Raw genomic sequence first — 18,701 nt, 5'->3', positions numbered from 1 at the left:
TTGCTGTTGGTCGGAGGCTGGGCTGTGGCGGTAGTTCAACAGTGAGGTGAACAAGGGGGCTTGGCTCGCTACGCCGCTTGCTTGTTGGGCGAGGGCGAGGGGGGCGTGTTCGTGGGTGAGGAGGTTGGCGAGTTGGTTTTGCATGGTGTGTACGGCGTTGGCCACGGTGGTTGCGTGGGTGTTTGCGCGTACGGGGAGGGTGTTGATGAAGAGGCCGGGCATGCGGTCGGATCCGGTGCCGGCGTCCATGCGGCCGAAGAGGACGGTGCCGAAGACGACGTCGTCGCGGGTGGCGAGGGTGGTGGTGAGGCGGGCCCAGGTGACGTGGAAGAGGGTGGCGGCGCTGACGCCGTGCCGGCGGGCCTGCTCCCTGATACGTGCGGCGAGTTGGGGCTCTAGGGCTTGTTCGGCTTGGGTGATGGTGGTGCCGTCGCCGTGGACGTTGAGGAGGCCGTAGGGGGCGGTGGGTTCGGTGACGTCGCCGAGGAGGTCGGCGAAGAACTCCTCGTGCTCCTCGCGGGGGATGCGCAGGCGGGCTTGGGCCACGAAGTTGCGGTAGGGCAGGGGTTCGGGGAGTCGGTCGTCGTGTCCGTTGAGGAGGGTGCGTACTTCGTCGAGGAGGACGTCGAGTGCGGTGTGGTCCTGGGCGAGGTGGTGGATTTGCAGGAGTGCGAGCCACCGGTCGCTGCCCGGCTCGGCCGCGATGTGCATCCGCAGGAGCGGCGCGCGGCGGATATCCACTGAGGAACTGCCCGCAGAGAGCAGCGCGGCTACCGGGTCGCTGGTGTCGAGAGGGAGAGTGACCTCTTCGACGGGCAGTGTGGCCTGTCGGCAGACGACCTGCATGGGTTCGCGGAGCCTTTCCCAGAGGACGGCGGTGCGCAGGATGTCGTGGCGGTCGATGACGGTTTGGAGGACGGTGAGGAAGGTGTCGAGGCGGGTGCGGGAGTCGAAGCCGAGGACGCTGGGGAGGACGTAGACGTCGCTGTCGCCGTCGGCCGTCATCAAGTGGTGGAAGAAGATGCCCTCTTGGAGGGGTGCGAGGGGGTAGATGTCGGCGACGTTCCGGGTGCCGCCGGGGATGGTGGTCGTGATCTTGTCGATCTCGCCCTGGCTCAGGTCGGCCAGGGGGAGCATCTCGGGGGTGATGGTGGTGGCGTTGGCCGGGATGAGGTTGGCGGGGATGGTGATGTTTTCGCGGCCGATGGTGGTGGCGAGGGCGGCGACGGTGGGTGAGGTGAACAGGGCGCGGACCTCGATGGGCAGGCCCTGTGCCCGCAGGCGCTCGACGAGGGTGACGGCGAGGAGGGAGTGGCCGCCCAGCTCGAAGAAGTTGTCGTCGATGGTGACCTCGGGCAGGCCCAGGACCTCGGCGAACACCGTGCAGAGGGTTTCTTCTTGTGGGGTGCGCGGAGCACGGCCAGTGCTGGTGGCGCTGATGTCCGGTGCGGGGAGGGCCTTGCGGTCGAGCTTGCCGTTCGGGGTGAGGGGGAGGGCGTCGAGGGTGATGAAGGCGGCCGGGATCATGTAGTCGGGTACGCGCTGTTGGAGGTGGGCGCGGAGTGCGGCGGCGTTGGGTTCTGCGCCGTCCGTGCCGACGACGTACGCGGTGAGGCGCTGGTCGCCGGGGCGGTCTTCGCGGACGATGACTGCGGCCTGGGCGACGTCGGGGTGCTGGGCGAGGGCGGATTCGATTTCGCCGAGTTCGATGCGGAAGCCGCGGAGCTTGACCTGGTCGTCGGTGCGCCCGGCGTACTCAAGGGCCCCGTCGGTGCGTCGGCGCGCCAAGTCCCCGGTGCGGTACATGCGCTCGCCCGGTTCGCCGTAGGGGTTGGCGATGAACCGTTCGGCGGTGAGGTCGGGGCGGTTGAGGTAGCCGTGGGCCAACTGTGTGCCGGTGATGTAGAGCTCGCCGGTGACGCCTGCCGGGACCGGGCGCAGGTTGGCGTCGAGGACGTAGGTGCGGGTATTCCAGACCGGATGCCCGATGGGCGCAGTGGCGGCCTGGTCACTGCCGCTTTCGATGCCGCTGTGGTGGGCGGTGGTTTGGATGGTGGTTTCGCTGGGGCCGTAGAGGTTGGCCAGCGGGAGGTTCCACTGGGCGGTGATGCGATGGGCGAGCGCGGTGGGCAGAGCTTCAGCGCCGGAGAAGACCTGGCGCAGGGAGCCCGGGCCGAGGTCGGTGGGGAGGGTGGTGAGGAGGGAGGGGACGAAGGAGGCGAGGGTGACCTGGTGCTGTTCGGCGTAATCGAGCAGGTCACGCAGGTCGTGGGTGGCCTCGTCGGGGGCCGGGCAGACGGCTGCGCCTGCGGCGAGGGGGTGGCAGATCTCCCAGAGGGAGACGTCGAAGCCGATCGAGGTCCGCGCGAGCATCACGTCCCCGGTGCCGACACCGAACTCGGCTTGGGTCCACTGTGCCTGGTTGGCCAGGCCACGATGCGGCACCACGACGCCCTTGGGGCGTCCGGTGGAGCCGGAGGTGTAGATGACGTACGCCGGGGTGTCCGCCGTCAGCGGCGCGGTCCGCTCACCCTCGGCCAGGTCGGCACCGGACAGGTGCTTGTGGGAGACCTGGTCCAGCAGGATGCGCGGCGTGCTCTGCTCCTGGTCGGGAAGCGTTGCTGCGAGCAGTTGCGTAGTCAGGAACGCTGCCGGGCTGGCGTCTTGGAGCATGTAGGCGATGCGGTCGGCCGGGTAGCCCGGGTCGACGGGCATGTAGGCGGCGCCGGACTTGAGTACGGCCAGCAGTGCGGTGACCAGGTCGGCCGAGCGGGGGAGTGCTACGGCGATGAACCGGTCTGCTCCTGCGCCCTGTTGGATGAGGAGGCGTGCGAGCTGGTTGGCGCGGGTGTTGAGGTCCGCGTAGGTGAGCTCTCCGCCTTCGAGGGCGACGGCGATGGCGTCAGGGGTCTTGGCTGCCTGTGCCTCGAAGAGGGCCGGGAACGTCGCGTCGGGCAGGGGGCGGTCAGTGTCGTTCCACCCCTCCAGCACCTGCTGCCGTTCGTCCGGAGTCAGGATCTCGGCCTGCGCGATGGGAAGTTGAGGGTCTGCTGTCACCGCTTCCAGCAGGCGGATGAGGCGTTCGGCGATGTGTGCCGCTGTCTTGTGGTCGAAGAGGTCGGTGGCGTATTCGAGGGTGCCGGTGATGCCTTGGGCGGTGCCGTCGGCGGTGAAGATCTCGCTGAGGCTGAGGGAGAGGTCGAACTTGGCTGCGCCTGCGTCGATGGGGTCGACGGTGGTGGTCAGGCCGGGCATGGTCAGGTCGGATGCCGGGGCGTTCTGGAAGGCCAGCATGACCTGGAAGAGGGGGTGGCGGGCCATGGAGCGGGCCGGGTTGAGGACCTCTACCAGGCGCTCGAAGGGCAGGTCCTGGTGGGAGAAGGCAGCAAGGTCCGTCTCCCGGACCCGGTCGACCAGTTCGTCGAAGGTGGGGTTGTCGGCGGTGTTGGTGCGCAGGACGAGGGTGTTGACGAAGAAGCCGATGAGGTCGTCGAGGGCTTCGTCTGTGCGTCCGGCGATGGGGGTGCCGATGGGGATGTCCGTGCCTGCGCCGAGCCGGGTCAGCAGCGCGGTGAGGCCGGCTTGGATGACCATGAAGAGGCTGGCCTGGCGTGCCTGGGCCAGGGTGGTCAGGCGGTGGTGGAGCTCCGGGCTGAGGGTGAGTGGGATGGTGTCGCCGTGGTGTGAGGCGATGGCGGGGCGGGGGCGGTCGGTGGGCAGTTCGAGCTGGTCGGGGAGGTCGGCCAGGGCCGTCTTCCAGTAGTCGAGCTGGCCAGAAATGAGACTGGTGGCGTCGTCTTCACCGCCGAGTGTCTCGCGCTGCCACAGGGTGTAATCGGCGTACTGGACCGGAAGTTGAGTCCACTGCGGTGCCTCGTTTTCGAGGCGGGCGGTGTAGGCGGCGGCGACATCGCGGGCCAGCGGCCCCATGGACCAGCCGTCGCCGGCGATGTGGTGGACGATGGCGACCAGGACGTGCTGATCGTTGGTCTGGCTGAACAGCCAGGCGCGTACGGGCAGTTCGGTTGTCAGGTCGAAGGCGTGCCGCGACGCGGCGGCGATGTCGGCGTCGAGGGTGTCCGGGGTGCTGTCCGCGATGGTCAGTTCCGGGCGGGCCTGGTCGGGGGCGAGGACGAGCTGATGGGGGTGCCCGTCGGCCTGCGGGAAGAGGGTGCGGAGGCTCTCGTGGCGCGCCACGACGTCGCCGAACGCCGCACGCAACGCCTCGACGTCCAGAGCGCCTGTCAGTCGTACGACCAGCGGGATGTTGTACGTCGGGCTCGGGCCCTCCAGCTGGCCGAGGAACCACAGTCGTTGCTGGGCGAACGACAGCGGGATGCGCTCCGGTCGGATGGCTGGTCGCAGGGCGGAACGTGTCGCGGTGTCCCCGTCGAGTCGTTCGGCCAGTCCGGCGACGGTCGGCGTCTCGAACAGGGCCCGGATGTCGAGCTCGGCGTTCAGAGTGGAACGGATGCGGCTGATGAGGCGGGTGGCGAGCAGGGAGTGCCCGCCCAGGTCGAAGAAGTTGTCGTCGATGGTGACCTCGGGCAGGCCGAGTACCTCGGCGAACACCGTGCAGAGGGTTTCTTCTTGTGGGGTGCGCGGAGCACGGCCAGTGCTGGTGGCGCTGATGTCCGGTGCGGGGAGGGCCTTGCGGTCGAGCTTGCCGTTCGGGGTGAGGGGGAGGGCGTCGAGGGTGATGAAGGCGGCCGGGATCATGTAGTCGGGTACGCGCTGTTGGAGGTGGGCGCGGAGTGCGGCGGCGTTGGGTTCTGCGCCGTCCGTGCCGACGACGTACGCGGTGAGGCGCTGGTCGCCGGGGCGGTCTTCGCGGACGATGACTGCGGCCTGGGCGACGTCGGGGTGCTGGGCGAGGGCGGATTCGATTTCGCCGAGTTCGATGCGGAAGCCGCGGAGCTTGACCTGGTCGTCGGTGCGCCCGGCGTACTCAAGGGCCCCGTCGGTGCGTCGGCGCGCCAAGTCCCCGGTGCGGTACATGCGCTCGCCCGGTTCGCCGTAGGGGTTGGCGATGAACCGTTCGGCGGTGAGGTCGGGGCGGTTGAGGTAGCCGTGGGCCAACTGTGTGCCGGTGATGTAGAGCTCGCCGGTGACGCCTGCCGGGACCGGGCGCAGGTTGGCGTCGAGGACGTAGGTGCGGGTATTCCAGACCGGATGCCCGATGGGCGCAGTGGCGGCCTGGTCACTGCCGCTTTCGATGCCGCTGTGGTGGGCGGTGGTTTGGATGGTGGTTTCGCTGGGGCCGTAGAGGTTGGCCAGCGGGAGGTTCCACTGGGCGGTGATGCGATGGGCGAGCGCGGTGGGCAGAGCTTCAGCGCCGGAGAAGACCTGGCGCAGGGAGCCCGGGCCGAGGTCGGTGGGGAGGGTGGTGAGGAGGGAGGGGACGAAGGAGGCGAGGGTGACCTGGTGCTGTTCGGCGTAATCGAGCAGGTCACGCAGGTCGTGGGTGGCCTCGTCGGGGGCCGGGCAGACGGCTGCGCCTGCGGCGAGGGGGTGGCAGATCTCCCAGAGGGAGACGTCGAAGCCGATCGAGGTCCGCGCGAGCATCACGTCCCCGGTGCCGACACCGAACTCGGCTTGGGTCCACTGTGCCTGGTTGGCCAGGCCACGATGCGGCACCACGACGCCCTTGGGGCGTCCGGTGGAGCCGGAGGTGTAGATGACGTACGCCGGGGTGTCCGCCGTCAGCGGCGCGGTCCGCTCACCCTCGGCCAGGTCGGCACCGGACAGGTGCTTGTGGGAGACCTGGTCCAGCAGGATGCGCGGCGTGCTCTGCTCCTGGTCGGGAAGCGTTGCTGCGAGCAGTTGCGTAGTCAGGAACGCTGCCGGGCTGGCGTCTTGGAGCATGTAGGCGATGCGGTCGGCCGGGTAGCCCGGGTCGACGGGCATGTAGGCGGCGCCGGACTTGAGTACGGCCAGCAGTGCGGTGACCAGGTCGGCCGAGCGGGGGAGTGCTACGGCGATGAACCGGTCTGGTCCTGCGCCCTGTTGGATGAGGAGGCGTGCGAGCTGGTTGGCGCGGGTGTTGAGGTCCGCGTAGGTGAGCTCTCCGCCTTCGAGGGCGACGGCGATGGCGTCAGGGGTCTTGGCTGCCTGTGCCTCGAAGAGGGCCGGGAACGTCGCGTCGGGCAGGGGGCGGTCAGTGTCGTTCCACCCCTCCAGCACCTGCTGCCGTTCGTCCGGAGTCAGGATCTCGGCCTGCGCGATGGGAAGTTGAGGGTCTGCTGTCACCGCTTCCAGCAGGCGGATGAGGCGTTCGGCGATGTGTGCCGCTGTCTTGTGGTCGAAGAGGTCGGTGGCGTATTCGAGGGTGCCGGTGATGCCTTGGGCGGTGCCGTCGGCGGTGAAGATCTCGCTGAGGCTGAGGGAGAGGTCGAACTTGGCTGCGCCTGCGTCGATGGGGTCGACGGTGGTGGTCAGGCCGGGCATGGTCAGGTCGGATGCCGGGGCGTTCTGGAAGGCCAGCATGACCTGGAAGAGGGGGTGGCGGGCCATGGAGCGGGCCGGGTTGAGGACCTCTACCAGGCGCTCGAAGGGCAGGTCCTGGTGGGAGAAGGCAGCAAGGTCCGTCTCCCGGACCCGGTCGACCAGTTCGTCGAAGGTGGGGTTGTCGGCGGTGTTGGTGCGCAGGACGAGGGTGTTGACGAAGAAGCCGATGAGGTCGTCGAGGGCTTCGTCTGTGCGTCCGGCGATGGGGGTGCCGATGGGGATGTCCGTGCCTGCGCCGAGCCGGGTCAGCAGCGCGGTGAGGCCGGCTTGGATGACCATGAAGAGGCTGGCCTGGCGTGCCTGGGCCAGGGTGGTCAGGCGGTGGTGGAGCTCCGGGCTGAGGGTGAGTGGGATGGTGTCGCCGTGGTGTGAGGCGATGGCGGGGCGGGGGCGGTCGGTGGGCAGTTCGAGCTGGTCGGGGAGGTCGGCCAGGGCCGTCTTCCAGTAGTCGAGCTGGCCAGAAATGAGACTGGTGGCGTCGTCTTCACCGCCGAGTGTCTCGCGCTGCCACAGGGTGTAATCGGCGTACTGGACCGGAAGTTCGACCCAGTCGGGGGTCTGGTCCTTGCTGCGGGCTGTGTAGGCGGTGGCGACGTCGCGGGCGAGCGGTCCCATGGACCAGCCGTCGCCGGCGATGTGGTGGACGATGGCGACCAGGACGTGCTGATCGTTGGTCTGGCTGAACAGCCAGGCGCGTACGGGCAGTTCGGTTGTCAGGTCGAAGGCGTGCCGCGACGCGGCGGCGATGTCGGCGTCGAGGGTGTCCGGGGTGCTGTCCGCGATGGTCAGTTCCGGGCGGGCCTGGTCGGGGGCGAGGACGAGCTGGTAAGGCTGCCCGTCGACCTCCGGGAAGAGGGTGCGGAGGCTTTCGTGGCGCGCTACGACGTCGCCGAATGCCGCGCGCAGGGCGTCGATGTCCAGAGCGCCCGTGAGTCGTACGACCAGCGGGATGTTGTAGGTCGCGCTGGGTCCCTCCAGCTGGCCGAGGAACCAGAGTCGTTGCTGGGCGAAGGACAGCGGTGTCTGTGCGGGGCGGGTTGCCGGGTGCAGGGCGGGGCGCTTGCTGTTGCCGTGGTTCAGTCGTTCGCTCAGGCCGGCGACGGTCGGGGTCTCGAAGAGGGCTCGGATGTCCAGTTCGAGGTCGAGGGTCGAGCGGATGCGGCTGATGAGGCGGGTGGCGAGCAGGGAGTGTCCGCCCAGGTCGAAGAAGCTGTCGTCGATCGTGATCTCGGGCAGTCCGAGGACCTCGGCGAACACCGTGCACAGCTTCTGCTCCTGCGGCGTGCGCGGGGCGCGACCGGTGCTGTCCGCCGTGAGGTCTGGGGCGGGGAGGACCTTGCGGTCGAGCTTGCCGTTCGGGGTGAGCGGGAGCGCGTCGAGGGCCACGAAGGCGGCCGGGATCATGTAGTCGGGCACGCGCTGCTGGAGGTGGGCGCGGAGTGCGGCCGTGTCCGGCGTTCCCGCGTCCGTACCGACGATGTACGCGGTCAGGCGCTGGTCGCCGGGGCGGTCCTCGCGGACGATGACCGTGGCCTGCGCGACGTCGGGGTGTTCGGCGAGGACGGACTCGATCTCGCCGAGTTCGATGCGGAAGCCGCGGAGCTTGACCTGGTCGTCGGCGCGGGCGAGGTATTCGAGGGTGCCGTCGGCGCGCCAGCGCGCCAAGTCTCCCGTCCGGTACATGCGTGCGCCGGGTTCGCCGTACGGGTCGGCGACGAACCGCTCGGCGGTGAGAGAGCGGCGGTTGAGGTAGCCCCGGGCAAGGCCATTGCCCGCGATGTACAGCTCGCCGGCGACGCCTGCCGGGACCGGCCGGAGGGCTGCGTCGAGGACGTAGACCTGCGTGTTGGCGATCGGTCGGCCGATGGCTGGCGAGGTGTCGGGTGCGATGTGGAGGGGGTGGGCGGTGGACCAGATGGTGGTTTCGGTCGGGCCGTAGAGGTTGGTGACCGAGGCGGTGCGGGCCGTCAGTGTGCGGGCGAGGTCGGTGGGGAGTGCTTCGCCGCCGACGAGGGCGCGGATGCCGGTGAGGGAGTGGCTGGTGTCGGTGGTGAGGGCGTGCCAGAGGCTGGGGGTGGCTTGGAGGGTGGTGGCTCCGGTGGCGTGGGCGAGGGCGCGCAGGGCCTGCGGGTCCTGTACTGCTTTGTGGGAGGCGAGGATGGTGCGGGCGCCGGTCAGGAGGGGGAGGTAGAGCTCTAGTGCGGCGATGTCGAAGGCGACGGTGGTGACGGCCAGGAGGCGGTCGTTTTCGTCGAGTTGGAAGCGTTCCTGCATGGAGGTCAGGAAGTTGGTCAGTGCCCGGTGGGGTACGACGACGCCCTTGGGGCGTCCGGTGGAGCCGGAGGTGTAGATGACGTACGCCGGGGTGTCCGCCGTCAGGGGAGCTGTCCGTTCGCCGTCGGTCAGGTCGGTGTCAGCCAGATGGCCCAGGGAGACCTGATTCAGGGCGATGTGGGGGATGCCGTCGTTGCCGGGAAGCGTCGCCCGTACCGCGTCCGTGGTCAACACCACTGTCGGCATGGCGTCTTGGAGCATGTAGGCGATGCGGTCGGCCGGGTGGCCGGGGTCGATGGGCACATAGGCCGCACCGGACTTGAGCACCGCGAGCAGCGCCACGATCAAGTCCAGCGAGCGCGGCAGCGCGACCGCCACCAGCCGCTCCGGGCCCGCGCCCTGCTTGACCAGCAGCCGCGCCAACCGGTTGGCGCGGTCGTTAAGTTCACGGTAGGTGATCTCTTCGCTGTCGAAGACGGCCGCGATCGCGTGGGGAGTCCTGGCGACCTGTGCCTGGAAGAGGCTGGGCAACGTGTCCTCGGGCACCGGACGCGAGGTGTCGTTCCACTCAATCAGGACCTGCTGCCGTTCGTCCGGAGTCAGGATCTCGGCCTGTCCGATGGGAAGTTGCGGGTCTGCGGTCACCGCTTCCAGCAGGCGGATGAGGCGTTCGGTGATCTGTTCCGCCGTCTTGTGGTCGAAGAGGTCGGTGGCGTATTCGAGGGTGCCGGTGATGCCTTGGGCGGTGCCGTCGGCGGTGAAGAGCTCGCTGAGGCTGAGGGAGAGGTCGAACTTGGCTGCGCCTGCGTCGATGGGGTCGACGGTGGTGGTCAGGCCGGGCATGGTCAGGTCGGATGCCGGGGCGTTCTGGAAGGCCAGCATGACCTGGAAGAGGGGGTGGCGGGCCATGGAGCGGGCCGGGTTGAGGACCTCTACCAAGCGCTCGAAGGGCAGGTCCTGGTGGGAGAAGGCAGCAAGGTCCGTCTCCCGGACCCGGTCGACCAGTTCGTCGAAGGTGGGGTTGTCGGCGGTGTTGGTGCGCAGGACGAGGGTGTTGACGAAGAAGCCGATGAGGTCGTCGAGGGCTTCGTCTGTGCGTCCGGCGATGGGGGTGCCGATGGGGATGTCCGTGCCTGCGCCGAGCCGGGTCAGCAGCGCGGTGAGGCCGGCTTGGATGACCATGAAGAGGCTGGCCTGGCGTGCCTGGGCCAGGGTGGTCAGGCGGTGGTGGAGCTCCGGGCTGAGGGTGAGCGGGATGGTGTCGCCGCGATGCGAGGCGACGGCCGGACGGGGCCGGTCGGTGGGCAGTTCCAGCTGGTCGGGGAGGTCGGCCAGGGCCGTCTTCCAGTAGTCGAGCTGGGCGGAAATGAGACTGGTGGCGTCGTCTTCACCGCCGAGTGTCTCGCGCTGCCACAGGGTGTAGTCGGCGTACTGGACGGGGAGCTGAGTCCACTGCGGTGCCTCGTTTTCGAGGCGGGCTGTGTAGGCGGTGGCGACGTCGCGGGCCAGCGGTCCCATGGACCAGCCGTCGCCGGCGATGTGGTGGACGACGGCGACCAGGACGTGCTGATCGTTGGTCTGGCTGAACAGCCAGGCGTGTACGGGCAGTTCGGTTGTCAGGTCGAAGGCGTGCCGCGACGCGGCGGCGATGTCCGCGTCCAGAGTCTCCGGGCTGCTCTCCGCGATGGTCAACAGTTGCCCGTGCTCGGCGTCGCCGAAGGCGTGCGTATCGAGGACGTGCTGATGGGGTTGCCCGTCGACCTCCGGGAAGAGGGTGCGGAGGCTCTCGTGGCGCGTCACGACGTCGCCGAATGCCGCGCGCAGGGCGTCGATGTCCAGAGCGCCCGTGAGTCGTACGACCAGCGGGATGTTGTAGGTCGCGCTGGGTCCCTCCAGCTGGCCGAGGAACCAGAGTCGTTGCTGGGCGAAGGACAGCGGTGTCTGTGCGGGGCGGGTTGCCGGGTGCAGGGCGGGGCGCTTGCTGTTGCCGTGGTTCAGTCGTTCGCTCAGGCCGGCGACGGTCGGGGTCTCGAAGAGGGCTCGGATGTCCAGTTCGAGGTCGAGGGTCGAGCGGATGCGGCTGATGAGGCGGGTGGCGAGCAGGGAGTGTCCGCCCAAGTCGAAGAAGCTGTCGTCGATCGTGATCTCGGGCAGTCCGAGGACCTCGGCGAACACCGTGCACAGCTTCTGCTCCTGCGGCGTGCGCGGAGTACGGCCCGTGCCGTCAGTGGTCAACTCCGGTGCGGGCAGGGCCTTACGGTCCAGCTTGCCATTCGGCGTCAACGGCAGCGCGTCCAGCACCATGAACGCTGCCGGCACCATGAATTCCGGCACACGCTGCTGGAGGTGGGCGCGGAGCGCGTCCGCATCAGGCGTCCCCGCATCAGGCGTCCCCGCGCCCGGTGTCCCCGCGCCCCGTGTGCCCGCCCCCCTACCGACGACGTACGCGGTCAGCCGGTGGTCGCCGGGGCGGTCCTCCCGCACGATGACCGCGACCTGCGCGACCTCGGCGCGCTCTGCCAGGACCGACTCGATTTCGCCCAGCTCGATGCGGAAGCCGCGAAGCTTGACCTGGTCGTCGGTGCGCCCGGCGTACTCAAGGGCCCCGTCGGCGCGCCAGCGTGCGAGGTCACCGGTGCGGTACATGCGCGTGCCCGGCTTGCCGTATGGGTCCGCGACGAACCGTTCCGCCGTCAGGGCGTGGCGGTTGAGGTAGCCCCGGGCCAACTGTGCGCCTGCGATGTAGAGTTCGCCGGTTACGCCCTCGGGGACGGGTCGTAGGGCGGCGTCGAGGACGTACAGCCGGGTGTTCCAGACCGGTCGGCCGATCGGCACAGATGCGGCCTGGTTGTCGCGGTGGCATTCCCAGGAGGTGACGTCGACGGATGCCTCGGTGGGTCCGTACAGGTTGTGCAGCGGCACATCGAGCGTTGTGAGGAAGCGCTGGGCCAGTTCGGCGGGGAGGGCCTCGCCGCTGCAGATGACGCGTCGCAGGCCGGTGCAGCGGGCCGCGGCCGGTTCCTGCAGGAAGACCTGGAGCATGGACGGTACGAAGTGGGCGGTCGTCACCCGCTGTTCCTGGATCAGCGTGGCCAGGTATGCGGGGTCCTTGTGACCCTCCGGACGGGCCACCACCAGCACAGCTCCGGTGATGAGCGGCCAGAAGAACTCCCAGACCGACACGTCGAATCCGGACGGCGTCTTCTGCAGCACGCGGTCGTCCGCAGCGAGTCCGTACTGGTCCTGCATCCACAGCAGTCGGTTGACGATGCCGGAGTGCGATACGACGACGCCCTTGGGGCGTCCGGTGGAGCCGGAGGTGTAGATGACGTACGCCGGGGAGTCCGCCGTCAGCGGAGCGGTCCGCTCACCGTCGATGAGGTCCGTGTCGGCCAGGTGGTCCAGGGAGACCTGGTCCAGGGCGATGTACGGGATGTCGTCGCTGTCGCTGGCGTTGCCGGGCAGTGCCGCCCGTACCGCGTCCGTTGTCAGTACCACGGTCGGGTCGGCGTCTTGGAGCATGTAGGCGATGCGGTCGGCCGGGTAGTCCGGGTCCACCGGTATGTACGCCGCGCCGCACTTCAGTACGGCCAGCAGCGCGGTGACCAGCTCGACGGAGCGCGGCAGCGCCACCGCCACCCGCCGCTCCGGTCCTGCACCCTGCGCTGCCAGGTGGCGCGCCAATTGATTTGCGTGAGCGTTGAGTTCACCGTAGGAGACCTCTTCACCCTCGAAGGTGACAGCGATCGCATCAGGGTTCTCGGCGGCCTGCGCCTCGAAGAGGCCGGACAGCGTCGCGTCGGGCACCGGGCGGGAGGTGTCGTTCCAGGTCTCCAGCACCTGCAGCCGCTCGTCCGCGCCCGTGATCTCGACGCGTCCGACGGGCAGTTCGGGAGTCGCGACCACGGCCTCCAGAACACGCGCCAACTGGGCGAGGATGCGCGCCGCGGAAGCCTGGTCGAACAGGTCCGGGCGGTAGTCCAGCCAAAGGCGGAGGCGCTCTCCCGGAACGACGACCAGTCGCAGCGGGTAATGAGCGGCGTCCTTGCACTGGACCGCCGTAATGCGCAGACCGGCGTCGGAAAGGTCGAAGAGAGCGGAATCCAGCGGGTAGTTCTCGAAGACGATGCAGGTGTCGAAGAGTTCGCTGCGACCGGAAGCACGGTGGATGTCGGAGAGCCCCAAATGCTGGTGCTCCATCAGCTGCGCCTGGTCGTCCTGGAGGCGGGACAGACTGGTGCGCAGAGAGGCGGCGGGATCGATACGTATGCGCACCGGCACGGTGTTGATGAACAGCCCGACCATCGTCTCGGCGCCGCGAAGTTCCGGTGACCGGCCGGATACCGTCGCACCGAACGTGACGTCGGCGCGCCCGGTGAGCTGGGAAAGGACCGCTCCCCATGCGCCCTGTATCGCGCTGTTGAGCGTGAGGCCGCTCTGCCGCACGCTCTGTTCCAGCGTCAGTGTTTCCTCGGCGGAAAGCACGACCTCGGCGCGTTCGGGGAATACGGTGACCTGGTGGGAAGCGGCCGCGGCGACCCGTGTCGGTCCGTCCAGGCCCGCGAGCGCTTCTCCCCATGCCTTACGGGCGGTGTCCTGATCCTGCTGTCCGAGCCAGGAGAGGTAGTCCCGATAGGGCGTTACGTGCGGCAGGCCCGCGAAATCGCTGCCCTTCGCGTAATAAGTGAACAGCTCCTGCATGAACAGCGGCATCGACCAGCCGTCCAGCAGCAGATGGTGGTTCATCAGAACCAGGCGATGGCGGTCCGCCGAGAAGCGGATCAGCGTAAAGCGCAGCAGCGGCGGGCGCGCCGGGTTGAAACGGCGCGCACGGTCTTCGAGCAGAATGTGGTCCGACTCGGCGTCCGCCGTTTCCCGCGACTCCGCGCTGAGATCGACCTCGCGCCAGGGGAGCGGAACCGCGGTCGGCACGATCTGCACGGGCTCGCCGGACTTGCTCTGCCGGAAGGCGGCGCGCAGGTTGGGGTGGCGGCGCAGCATCGCCTCGGCCGCCCCTCGGAGCGCCTCCGCGTCGAGCGGCCCCGCCAGGTCGAACGACCACTGGACGGTGTACACGTCCGCGCTGGACGCGTCGGACGCGTCATACAGCGAATGGAAGAGCAGGCCCTCTTGGAACGGCGACAGCGGAAGGATGTCTTGAATGCGCGGTCGACTGGTCACCAGGCCCCCAACTCAGAGTCGAATTCGATTTCGAGGTCGTCAATTTCGTCCTGGCTCAAGTCGACCAGTGACAGGTCCGACGGAGTGTGTCCCCCCGCGTCGGGGTGCTGCGAATGAGTCGCCAGCGCCTCAAGGGCGCGGAACCAGCTCTCGGCGAGGTCGCGGACATCCGCTTCCTTGAACAGCGCCTGAGGCCAGGTCCACCGGGCCGTAAGTTTCGGGCCGTCGGCGCGGTCCTCCGTAAGGGCATTGACATCAATGGCGTGCGCCACCGTCATCTCCGCATTGCCGCCGCCCATCAGGCCGAGTTCCGAATCCGCCGCCCAGTCGATTCCGTCAGTTCCATTGGCTTCATTGGTTCCATTGGCTCCGTCGGTCCCGGCGGACGACTCGAACCGACCGAGATAGTTGAAGCCGATCTGCGGCTTGGGAAGGCTGGACAAGGCGCCTTCGGTCTCCGGGTTGAGATAGCGCAGCAGACCGAATCCGACTCCGTTGCCGGGAAGGTCGCGCAGCTGCTCCTTCACCTGCTTCAGCGCGCGGCCCATCGCGGGGCCGCCCGACCACACCTCGTCCCGGTCCAATGGGCCAGGGTCGAGCCGGACGGGATAGAGGCTGGTGAACCAGCCCACGGTGCCGGAAAGGTCGATTCCCTCGGCGACGCTTTCTCGGCCGTGACCTTCCAGATCCAGGAGAACGGCGGATTCGTCGACGCCCGTGTGCCGTCGGCGCCATTCCGAGAGCGCGACGGCCAAAGCGGTCAGCAGTACGTCGTTGACCGTGGCGTGAAAGGCCGTCGGCACCGTTGTCAGGAGCAGGTCGGTATGCTCCTTGGACATCGAGAGAGTGATGTCCCGCGTCGTTCCGTTGGTGTCCCGCCCGGAATCGAGGGCGACGGCTCCGAGCTGTGGATCGGGAGTGCTGAGAATGTCCGTCCAATGGGGCAGACTGGCCAGCCATTCCGGCTGCGCGGCAGCGCTGCTGAGCTCATTCGCCCAGGTGCGGAACGACGTGACCGGCCGGGCCAGAACGGGCGCCGTGCCGGCCATCGCCGCACTGCACGCCGTGGCCAGATCCGGAACGAGGATGGGCCACGAAACGCCGTCCACGGCCAAGTGGTGGATCACCCAGAGCAGTCGGCCCGGCCGGTCCGGCCCGGCGTCGAACCACACCGCCGCGAACACGACCCCAGATTCCGGATTCAGCTGCTCGACGGCCTCGTCGACACGGTCGGTGACGGCCGACCGGAACTTCTCGTCGTCGTACCCGGCGACGTCGACACGGACGACGCGCGTATGCACGTCGACGGTCCCTCTCGGCTGCACCTCAAGAGACCAACCACTACCACCCGCCCGTGGGTTGACGCGCATGCGCAAGGTGTCGTGGTGTTCGACCACGGCGCGCATGGCGGTCGTCAGGTGGTCGACAGTGAGCCCCTTCGGGGTCCGCACGACCATCGCCTGATGGAAGTGGTCGGTTGACGACTCACCCCTGCCGCGCATCCAATGCATGATCGGGGTGGGCGGGAACTCCCCGATTCCTGCGTCCGGATCTTCTGACGTGTTGTCAGTCGCCGCCTCTGCGATCGTCGCCAGCCCCTCGACGTTCTTCATTTGGAAGACGTCCCGCGGTGTGAGAACGAAGCCTGCCTGGCGCGCCCGGGAGACGAATTGGATCGACAGGATGCTGTCGCCGCCCAGGTCGAAGAAGTTGTCGTCGATGGTGACTTGGGGGAGGCCGAGGATCTCGGCGAACACTGCGCAGAGGGTCTGCTCCTGTGGTGTGCGCGGGGCGCGGCCGGTGCTGTCTGCGCTGAGGTCCGGGGCGGGCAGGGCCTTGCGGTTGAGCTTGCCGTTCGGCGTCAACGGGAGAGCGTCCAGCGTCATGAAGGCCGCGGGGACCATGTAGTCCGGGACGTGCTGCTGGAGGTGGGTGCGGAGCGCGGCGGTGCCGGGCTCGGTGTTGTCCGTACCGACGACGTAGGCGGTCAGGCGCTGGTCGCCGGGGCGGTCCTCGCGCACGATCACCGCGGCCTGCGCGACGTCGGGGTGTTCGGCGAGGACGGACTCGATCTCGCCGAGTTCGATGCGGAAGCCGCGGATCTTGACCTGGTCGTCGGCGCGGGCGAGGTATTCGAGGGTGCCGTCGGCGCGCCAGCGCGCCAAGTCTCCCGTCCGGTACATGCGCGTGCCGGGTTCGCCGTACGGGTCGGCGACGAACCGCTCGGCGGTGAGGGCGGGGCGGTTGTGGTAGCCGTGGGCGAGGCCGGTGCCGGCGATGTAGAGCTCGCCGGCGACGCCGGTGGGGACGGGGCGCAGGGCTGCGTCGAGGACGTAGGTGCGGGTGTTGGCGATCGGTCGGCCGATCGAGGGTGTGGTGGTGGGTGCCGTGTCCATGGGGTGGGCGGTGGACCAGATGGTGGTTTCGGTCGGGCCGTAGAGGTTGGTGACCGAGGTGGTGTGGGTGGTGAGGGTGCGGGCGAGGTCGGTGGGGAGTGCTTCGCCGCCGACGAGGGCGCGGATGCCGGCTAGTTGGTGGCCGGGGCCGGTGCCGGTGTCGGTCATGAGGGCGCGCCAGAGGCTGGGGGTGGCTTGGAGGGTGGTGGCTCCGGTGGCGTCGGCGAGGGCGCGCAGGGCCTGCGGGTCCTGTACTGCTTCGTGGGAGGCGAGGATGGTCCGGGCGCCGGTCAGAAGGGGGAGGTAGAGCTCTAGTGCGGCGATGTCGAAGGCGACGGTGGTGACGGCCAGAAGGCGGTCGTTTTCGTCGAGTTGGAAGCGATCCTGCATGGAGGTCAGGAAGTTGGTCAGTGCCCGGTGGGGTACGACGACGCCCTTGGGGCGTCCGGTGGAGCCGGAGGTGTAGATGACGTACGCCGGGCTGCTCGCCGTCAGCGGCGCGGTCCGCTCGCCGTCGGTCAGGTCGGCGCCGGGCAGGTGGTGCAGGGAGGTCTGGTCCAGGAGGACGCGCCGTGTGTTCTGGCCCTGCTCGGGGAGCGCAGCGGCGGTCTCTGCCGTGGTGAGTACTGCGGCCGGGTTGGCGTCCTGCAGCATGTGGGCGATGCGGTCGGCCGGATGGCCCGGGTCGATGGGCACATAGGCCGCGCCGGACTTGAGCACCGCGAGTAGTGCCACGATCAAGTCCAGCGACCGCGGCAGCGCCATCGCCACCAACTGCTCGGGCCCTGCGCCCTGTTGGACGAGGAGGCGCGCGAGCTGGTTGGCGCGGGTGTTGAGCTCCGCGTACGTCAGCTCCTCGCCCTGGCACGCAACGGCGACCGCGCCCGGGGTCTTGGCGGCCTGCGCCTCGAAGAGGGCCGGAAGCGTGGCGTCGGGCACCGGCCGTGTCGTGTCGTTCCACTCCACCAGAACGCGGTGACGCTCCTCGGGTATGAGGACGTCCAGCCGCCCGATCGGCAGGTTGGGCTCAGCGGCGACCGTCTCCAGCAGCCCGACCAAGCGCCGCTGGTGCTCGGCTATTTCGCTCCGGGTGTACAGCGACGGGTTGGCGTCGAAATCCAACCGTACTCCCTGGGCGCCCGACCCGCCGTACGCGGTGATCGCGAGGTCGTCCACCGGCCCGTTGGCGAGGTGGTGGACAACGGCGCGCTGCCCCGCGAAGTCCAATTCGGTGTCGAACGACATGATGTTGACGAGCGGGCCGAATAGGCGCTGGCCGACGGGGAGTCCGAGATCCTGACGCAGGTCTTCTTGTCGGTAGCGCTGCCGTCGAAGCACGTTGCGCACTTCGTGCGAAACCTCCGTGATCAGTTCCGACATCGTCATCTCGGGGGCGACGGTGAGGCGGAGGGGGAGAATGTTCGACAGCATTCCCGGAGTGCGTCGCTGTACGGCCGTATTGCGCGCCGTCACCGGCAGGGCCAGCGTCACGTCCGTCGCGCCGGTGAGCCTGCTCACGTACGCAGCGCTCAGTGCGATGACGGCGCCCGACCACGCGGACCACGCCAGCCCGGCATGCGCGCAGAGCCTTGCCAAGGGCTCGACCGGAAGGCGGGTCGACTCGCGGAGGGAGACGTCCGCTGCGGGGGCGGCGCCGTCTGCGAGGGTGACCGGTTCGGGGCGGTCGGACAGTTGCTCGGCCCAGTGTGCGCGGTCGTGTTCGAACTGGCTGGAATTCCGGTAGGAGAGGTCTTCTTCGATGAGTCGCGATAGCGAGCCGAAGTTGGTCGATTCCTTGTTGGGTTCTGTATCAGGTTCCGCTTCAGGGTCCGCATGGGAATCCGCACCTGATTCGGCGAGCGCCGTGTATATTGTCGCGACCCGGCGTGCGACGAGGCCCGAGCTGTATCCGTCCATGGCGATGTGATGGCATCGCTGATACCAGAAGAACTTCTGGCCGGATATCTTGAAGAGGGCACTGGTGAAGAGGGGGCCGGCCGTCAGGTCGAAGGGCCGGCTCATCTCATCGCGCATCCATGCCTCTGCCGCGGCCTTCGGGTCCTGTTCGCCGCTCACGTCGACGACGGACAGGCGCCAGGCGGCTTCCGAGGCCAGCGTCTGCCCGATGCCGCGGTCGTCCTCCACGATCCGGATGCGGAGCGCCTCCGTCTCGGACAGCGCCTGCTTCACGGCGCGTTCCAGCAGGGCCACATCGATCGTGCCGTCGATCTCGGCGTACTGACTGACGTTGTAGGTCAGGCTGGCCGGATCCATCTTCTGGGCAACCCACACACCCGACTGAGCCGCCAGGAGCGGCAGCACATCCTTCGCAACTTCAGTCAT

At 68.6% G+C, this 18,701-nt stretch carries 2 protein-coding genes (1 of these 2 only partly in view); both read right to left on the bottom strand.

All coding sequences use genetic code 11. The features are described 5' to 3' along the window. Window positions 1–13,962: the 5' portion of a non-ribosomal peptide synthetase gene (locus tag K9S39_RS12060; protein ID WP_248863347.1), read on the bottom strand. 5,451 nt of this gene lie to the left of the window's left edge; the window shows 13,962 of its 19,413 coding nt (coding positions 1–13,962); its start codon is at window positions 13,960–13,962; its stop codon lies beyond the left edge, outside the window. Then, entirely contained in the window at window positions 13,959–18,701 is a 4,743-nt protein-coding gene (locus K9S39_RS12055; RefSeq protein WP_248863346.1) for a non-ribosomal peptide synthetase, read from the bottom strand. Before K9S39_RS12055 ends, K9S39_RS12060 begins: the two co-directional genes overlap by 4 nt.

This window comes from Streptomyces halobius, from assembly GCF_023277745.1.
In the GTDB taxonomy this organism is placed as follows: Bacteria; Actinomycetota; Actinomycetes; order Streptomycetales; family Streptomycetaceae; genus Streptomyces; species Streptomyces halobius.
The sequence above is the reverse complement of the archived record's forward strand: the minus strand, read 5'-3'. Positions and strand labels throughout refer to the sequence as shown.

Bases quoted from the DNA above. Each gene is read 5' to 3' on its own strand.
- K9S39_RS12055 (WP_248863346.1), bottom strand. From the start codon at position 18,701: ATGACTGAAGTTGCGAAGGATGTGCTGCCGCTCCTGGCGGCTCAGTCG.